At 67.4% G+C, this 6,451-nt stretch carries 6 protein-coding genes; 3 read left to right on the top strand and 3 right to left on the bottom strand.

The window, feature by feature from the left end:
• The 3 genes from QZ281_RS06520 to QZ281_RS06510 form a co-directional block, all read right to left on the bottom strand.
• A partial coding sequence (locus QZ281_RS06520) for an isochorismatase family protein (protein WP_292226170.1) occupies positions 1–496 on the bottom strand: 496 nt, incomplete at its 3' end.
• The gene (locus QZ281_RS06515; protein WP_292226165.1) at positions 493–2,127 is read right to left on the bottom strand and encodes an AMP-binding protein; all 1,635 of its coding nucleotides are present in this window, start codon (positions 2,125–2,127) and stop codon (positions 493–495) included. The genes QZ281_RS06520 and QZ281_RS06515, both read right to left, overlap by 4 nt.
• Complete coding sequence (locus QZ281_RS06510) at positions 2,124–3,356, bottom strand: isochorismate synthase (protein ID WP_292226157.1); 1,233 nt, start codon at positions 3,354–3,356, stop codon at positions 2,124–2,126. The genes QZ281_RS06515 and QZ281_RS06510 overlap by 4 nt, the downstream gene beginning before the upstream one ends.
• 141 nt (positions 3,357–3,497) lie before the next feature.
• Between QZ281_RS06510 and QZ281_RS06505 the strand changes: the two genes are divergently transcribed.
• The 3 genes from QZ281_RS06505 to QZ281_RS06495 all read left to right on the top strand — a co-directional run.
• On the top strand, positions 3,498–4,169 hold the full coding sequence (locus QZ281_RS06505; protein ID WP_292226192.1) for a response regulator transcription factor: 672 nt from the start codon (positions 3,498–3,500) through the stop codon (positions 4,167–4,169).
• Complete coding sequence (locus QZ281_RS06500; protein ID WP_292226155.1) at positions 4,147–5,532, top strand: HAMP domain-containing sensor histidine kinase; 1,386 nt, start codon at positions 4,147–4,149, stop codon at positions 5,530–5,532. Before QZ281_RS06505 ends, QZ281_RS06500 begins: the two co-directional genes overlap by 23 nt.
• 68 nt (positions 5,533–5,600) lie before the next feature.
• Positions 5,601–6,451, top strand: an 851-nt coding sequence (locus QZ281_RS06495; RefSeq protein ID WP_292226153.1) for an MFS transporter, incomplete at its 3' end; no start/stop codon positions are given.

Genomic DNA, 6,451 nt, shown 5'->3' with positions numbered 1-6,451 from the left:
CCGCCGTCAGCTGGCAGCCGATGTGGGCATAGACCCCGCAGACGATCAGTTGGTCCCGCCCCCGCGCCCGCATCAGCGTCTCCAGATTGCTGCGCTGGAAGGCGCTGTAGCGATGCTTGACTAGCACGAAGTCGGACGGGCTCGGCGCCAGTTCGGGCAGGATGTCCTGATGCTCGGGCGCGCGGCTCATGCCCGGTCCCCACAGGTCGGCCTGAAGCCCCCGGTCACGACGGTCCTGCTCGCCCTGCTGGGCCGTATAGAAGACCGGAATGCCCGCCGCCCGCGCCGCCTCGATCAGACGCGCGATATTGGCGACCAGACCGGTCAACGGCTCAGCGTCCGCTGCATAAGGCCGCACGAAATAGCGCTGCATGTCATGGACCAGCAGGGCGGCGCGGCCGCGCTCCAACACCCACGGCGCACGCGACGCCGGGATTTCATCCTCGGTCGGCAGATCATAGGCGGGCACGGTCGGCAGGCCGGGCTTGGCGGTCATGCGGGGTCTCCCTTGGCCGCGTCCAGCAGGCGCTGGCGCAGGGCGGCGCGCAGCTCGCGGCGGCTGATCTTGCCCACGGCGGTGATGGCGAAGTCGTCGACGAAGACGATCTGATCCGGCACCTTGAACTCCGCGATGTCGCGCTTGCGCATCCACGCCTTGATCTCGACGCCGCGCGGCGCGGGACCGTTCGGAATGATGAAGGCGCAGGTGCGTTCGCCCAGATAGTCGTCGGGCGTGGAGACAACCGCCGCGTCGAACACCGCCGGATGGGCCAGCAGGTGATCCTCGACCTCTTCCGCCGAGATCTTCTCACCCGCGCGATTGATGTGGTCGGTCGCCCGACCCATCACGACCAGATACCCCTCTGGCGTGCGGCGCACGACGTCGCCGGTGCGATAGAAGCCGTCATCGGTGAACGACCGCGCATTGGCCGCGTCGTCATTGTGATAGGCGCGGATCGTATAGGGGCCGCGCGTCAGAAGGTTGCCCGTCTCCCCCTCGGCCACCGGCACATCATGATCGTCAACGATCAGAACCTCGTCATCCGGGCTGATCGGGCGACCTTGCGTCTCCACGATCAGGTGCTCGGGATCATCCAGCCGGGTATAGTTGACCAACCCCTCGGCCATGCCGAACACCTGCTGCAGGGTGCAGTTCAGTTCGCGGCGAACGCGACGGGCGGCTTCCGGCAGAAACTTGGCCCCGCCGACCAGCAGCACCTGAAGGCTGGAGATGTCATGCGCCGTGGTCGCCGCCGCCTGCATCCACAACAGGGCCAGCGGCGGCACCAGACCCGTGATCGTCACGCCTTCGCGCGCGATCAGCGGGAAACAGGCGTCCGGTGAAGGCGAAGGCGCCATCACCACCGTCGCGCCGACACACATGGCGCCCAGATAGCCGGGCGAGCTCATCGGGAAATTATGGGCCGCAGGCAGGGCCGTCAGATAGACGCTGTCGGTGCTCAATCCGCTGATCACCGCACTGTCGCGCACGCTGTACAGATAGTCGTCGTGGGTGCGGGGGATCAGTTTGGACAGCCCCGTAGACCCGCCCGAAATCTGCAGGAAGGCCACCTGCGACGGATCGGCATCGGTCGTCGGCAGCAGCGACAAATCGGGACGGAAGCCGTCAAAGGCGACAAACTCCTCCGCCTGTCCAACCACCACGACATGACGGATGGCGGGAACCTCGCCCTGAACCTGACGGGCCAAGGCGCGATAGTCGAAGCCATCGCGGCGGTCAGCGATCACATAGGCCGCCGCCTCTGACTTTCTGGCGAAATGGACGATCTCGGTCAGGCGGTGCGCCGGCAGGGCGTAGACCGGAATCAGTTGCGCGCGGAACAGGCCGAAGACGACGCTGAGAAACTCCGCCAGGTTCGGCAGTTGCACCACCACCCGGTCGCCGGGCTTCAGCCCCAGCGCCAGGAAACCCGCCGCCGCCGTCTCGGCCCGGTCCAGCAACTCCGCATAGGTCCAGCGCGCGCCCTCAGCCACCACGGCCAGCTTGTCGGGATAGTCCGCCGCACAGTTGCGCAGCAGGTCCGAGAAGGTCTCACCCCGCCAGTAGCCCTTGTCGCGATAGCGCGCGGCCAGATCGTCAGGCCAGACCTGTTGAAGCGGGATCATGCTGCGGCCTCGTCAACGCCCAGGGCGCGCAGGACCGCCTGGAACTTGCCTGATGTTTCGTCGGCCTCGGCCTCTGGGTCGGAGCCTTCGACAATGCCCGCGCCCGCATACAGCCGCGCGGTGTCGCCCGCGACTTCGGCGCAGCGCAGCGAGACATGCCAGGCGCCGTCGCCAACCGCATTGGTCCAGCCCACAGCCCCGGCGTAGAACCCCCGGTCATAGCCTTCCAGTTCGTGGATCAGCTTCACCGCCCGCTGCCGTGGCGCGCCCGCAACCGCTGGCGTCGGATGCAGCACGGCGGCCAGTTCGGCCGAGGACACCCGGTCGGGGTGACGCAGCCGCCCTTCGATACGCGTGCCCAGGTGCCACATGGTGCGGGTGGAGACCAAAGCGGGGCCCGGCGGCGCGCGCAGTTCGCTGCAATAGGGCGCCAGCGCATCCAGAATGGCCTCGACCACGGCGGCATGTTCGCGACGATCCTTGTCCGACCGCAGCAAGGCCTTTGACGCCGCCTCATCCTCGGCCAGATCGGGGCTGCGTCGCGCCGACCCCGCCAGCGGATAGGACAAGATGCGCGCGCCCTGTTTGGAGATCAGCAGTTCCGGCGATGCGCCGACCAGACGCCGCATGGCGCCGCCGGCATTCTGGCCCAGCGGCGTGATGAACCGCGCCGCCGACGGATCCGCCTTCAACGCCGACCACAGATCAAACGGATCGATCCGGCCATCGGCGGTCAGCTTCAGGCTGCGCGACAGCACGACCTTCTCCAGCGGAGATTCGGCGCTCGCCCGCCGAATCTCCGCCAGTGCTCCAGCCACAGCCGCACGATAGGCCGCACGGTCGGGCTGGGGCTCCATGCGCCAGTTCAACCGCTTGGGGGCGGAAGATTGAACGGGCCAGGGACGATTGGCCGCACGCTGCGGCAAGAACAGACAGTCGTCGGCGTTCCGGTCGAACGGCAGGGCGCCGACCAGCAGGCGCGGCGCAGGTTCGCCTGACGCCGCTTCACCCGGCAACTGCTCAAAGAAGGTCTGCACCCGCTGCCCCAGCGTCGCCGCAGGGCCAGGCTTCAGTCGCTTTTCCAGACCCGTCGTGAACAGCTTCAGCTCCGGCGTGGAAATGCCGAAGGCCCAGTCCATCTGCGATTGAGACGGCGCCAGGGCGTCACCGGATGAACCGCCGATCTGGATCGGCACATCAGGGACTTTCCAAAGCTGGGCGGTGGTCATGGCTCTCTCAGAACAGCTTACGCATTTGCATATCATTCTCAAATCAGGGCATTACAGCGGCGACCTTCGCTGAACCTTGCGTGCAGATTAAATCCGCCGCGGTCGGCCCTGCTGAACGAGACGACACGACCCGCCATGCGGATGCTGATCATCGACGACGACCTGCCTGCCCGCACCTTCATCGCCGAAGGTCTGCGCCAGCAGGGGCATACGGTGGACGAGGCCGCCGAGAGCGAAAGCGGCCTGCACATGGCGCTGGACGGCGCCTATGACGCCATCGTCGCCGACCGGATGATGCCCGGACCGTCCGGCATCGACATGGTGCGCGCCATGCGCGCGGCGGACCTGCGGACGCCTGTGCTGATGCTGACCGCGCTGGGCTCGGTGGAAGATCGGGTCGAGGGGCTGAACGCCGGGGCCGACGACTATCTGGTCAAACCCTTCGCCTTCAGCGAACTCAGCGCCCGGCTTCAGGCCCTAATCCGGCGCCCTCCCCTCGCCGCGCGCCCCAGCCGACATGTCATTGCTGATCTGGAGATCGACGCCACAGCCCACCGCGCGACCCGTGCGGGCGAGGTGCTGGAACTGACCGCGCACGAGTTCAAGCTGCTGGAGATGCTGGCGCGCAACGCTGGGCATACGGTGACGCGGACCATGCTGCTGGAAAGCCTGTGGGGCTTTCACTTCGATCCGCGCGCCAATCTGATCGACGCCCACATCAGCCGCCTGCGCGCAAAGGTGGACCGGGGCTTCGACGTAGACCTGATCCATACCATCCGGGGGGTCGGCTATGTCCTCAAGGACGCCCGCTAGGACCAGACGCCCGTCGATCTGGTCGACCGCCAGCCTGCGGTTCGCGGCGGGCTTTTCGCTGCTGTTCGGCATCGGCGCAGCCGGTCTGGTGGTTGCAGTCGACTATGGCCTGATGCGGTTCGCCGAGGCCGAGGTGCGTGACGGCCTGACGCACCAGATGGAGGTGATGCGCGCCGACGCCGACCGCCACGGCGGCGCCGCCCTGGTGCGCGAGTTGAACAGTCAGGCCCGAAACCGCGACGCACGGCGCTATCTTCTGCTGGTCGCTGCCCCTGACGGAGAGAGCTTCTCCAACGGGCTGACGCGGCAGGCGGTGAATGACACGGGCTTCCGCCGCAACCTGCCGACCAAGATGCGTCAGACCCGTTGGCCGGATCAGACGCCCAATATGCTGGTGCTCAGCAGCCATGCGCAGGACGGCACCCTGCTGGCGGTCGGGCGCGACACCCAGCATCTGGACGAGTTGCGAGGCGGCGTGCGCCAGTTCGCCTTCTGGAGCGGGCTGGTCCTGTTCCTGCTGGCCATCATCGGCGGATTGACGGCGGGCTGGCTGTTCCTGCGGCGGCTGGAAGGCGTGAACAGCGCCGTGGCCCGGATCATCGCCGGTCAGGAGGCGACCCGCCTGCCCGCCATTGGCTTTGGCCGCGAATTCGATGATCTGGCCCGGAACCTGAACCGGATGCTGGATCGGCAGGAGGCCGCCCACTCAGCGCTGAAAACCCTGTCGGAAGGCGTGGCGCACGAACTTCGCACCCCCCTGACCCGCGTGCGCAACCGACTTGAGGACGCCGCCGCCCACGTCGATAATCCCGAACGGTCTGCCGACGCCCTTGATCTGGCCATGCAGGAAACCGATCAACTCAGCAGCCTGTTCGAAGGCCTGCTGGCGCTGGCGCGTCTGGAAAGCAGCGGCGACCAGTTGAAGACCGTCCCGGTCGACGCCGCCGCCCTGGCCCGCACGGTCTGCGACATCTATCGCCCCATCGTCGAGGCAAACGGCGCACTGACCGGACCGCCAGACGGCGCCCTCATGGTTCAGGGCGATCCTCATCTGCTGCAGCAGGCGCTGGCCAATCTGATCGAGAATGCCGTCTTCCACGGCGGCGGTGAGGTCCATATCACTGTGTCCGTCCAGCAGAATAACGGTGCGGTCCATCTCGGCGTCTCCGACAACGGTCCCGGCATCCCGGACGATCAACACGACAAGGTCTTGCGGCGCTTCCATCGTCTGTCGCCGAACAGCCAATCCGGCTCCGGCCTGGGCCTGGCCATGGTCGCCGCTGTCGCCCGCGCCCATGGCGGCGACGTCCACCTGTCTGACAATGCCTCCGGTCTGAAGGTGGAGTTGATCCTGCCGGTTTGAAGACAACGGATTTGCAATTCATTCTCATTTGCTGGACATGAGCGTCACCGTTTGCTTCGGAGCCGATCATGACCACCGTCCCCTCGCCCGCCGATCAGCCGCCCGCCTTCAGCCTCAAGCCACTTCTGACCGCCGCCTGCATCGGCAGCATGGCGATGATGGCCTTTGTCGCCGTGGTCGGACCGATGGCGCGGCTGCTGGATCTTCAACCCTGGCATGTCGGCATGGCGGTGACGGCCGCGGGCGTCGCCTGGATGCTGATGGCGCGCTTCTGGGGCGCCTATAGCGACCGCGTGGGACGCAGGCGCGTCCTGCTGACCGCCCTGATCGGGTTCGCCGTCAGCTATGCCGTGCTGGCCCTTTTCATGAACGCCGCCCTGCTTTGGGTTCCCGCCGCCGCCATAACCTTCCTCGGCATGACCCTGGCCCGCACAGCCGCTGGCGCCTTCTACGCCGCCGTGCCGCCCGTCTGCGCCGCCGTGGTCGCCGACCACACCCCGCCCGCCGGGCGCGCCAAGGCCATGGGCGCGGTCGGCGCCGCCAGCGCCGTCGGCATGGTGGTCGGGCCGGGTGCAGCGGGTCTTCTGGCGGGATGGAATATCGGCGCCTCCCTGCTGGTGATCGCCGCCCTGCCGTTGGTGGCGCTGATCGTTGTCTGGCGCTTCCTGCCAGCGGATGAGCACGCGGCGGTCCGCAAGCCCTCGCCCCTCAAGTTGACAGACCTGCGCCTGCGCCGCGCCGTCTTCACCGCCTTCGCCGCCATGTTCTGCGTCGTGGTGGCGCAGGTCGTGGTCGGCTTCGTGGCTCTGGACCGTCTGGCTCTGGCGCCGAACGACGCCGCCCGCGTCTCCGGCGTCGCCCTTGCCGTCGTCGGGGTGGCCTTGTTCGTGTCGCAGATGGTTCTGCGTCGGCTGGACTG

The organism is Brevundimonas sp., from assembly GCF_018608325.1.
Lineage (GTDB): Bacteria > Pseudomonadota > Alphaproteobacteria > Caulobacterales > Caulobacteraceae > Brevundimonas.
The sequence above is the reverse complement of the archived record's forward strand: the minus strand, read 5'-3'. Positions and strand labels throughout refer to the sequence as shown.

What these genes read in the sequence shown, in the direction of transcription:
- QZ281_RS06515 (WP_292226165.1), bottom strand. Translation starts at nt 2,127, where the DNA reads ATGATCCCGCTTCAACAGGTCTGGCCTGACGATCTGGCCGCGCGCTAT.
- QZ281_RS06510 (WP_292226157.1), bottom strand. Translation starts at nt 3,356, where the DNA reads ATGACCACCGCCCAGCTTTGGAAAGTCCCTGATGTGCCGATCCAGATC.
- QZ281_RS06505 (WP_292226192.1), top strand. Translation starts at nt 3,498, where the DNA reads ATGCTGATCATCGACGACGACCTGCCTGCCCGCACCTTCATCGCCGAA.
- QZ281_RS06500 (WP_292226155.1), top strand. Translation starts at nt 4,147, where the DNA reads ATGTCCTCAAGGACGCCCGCTAGGACCAGACGCCCGTCGATCTGGTCG.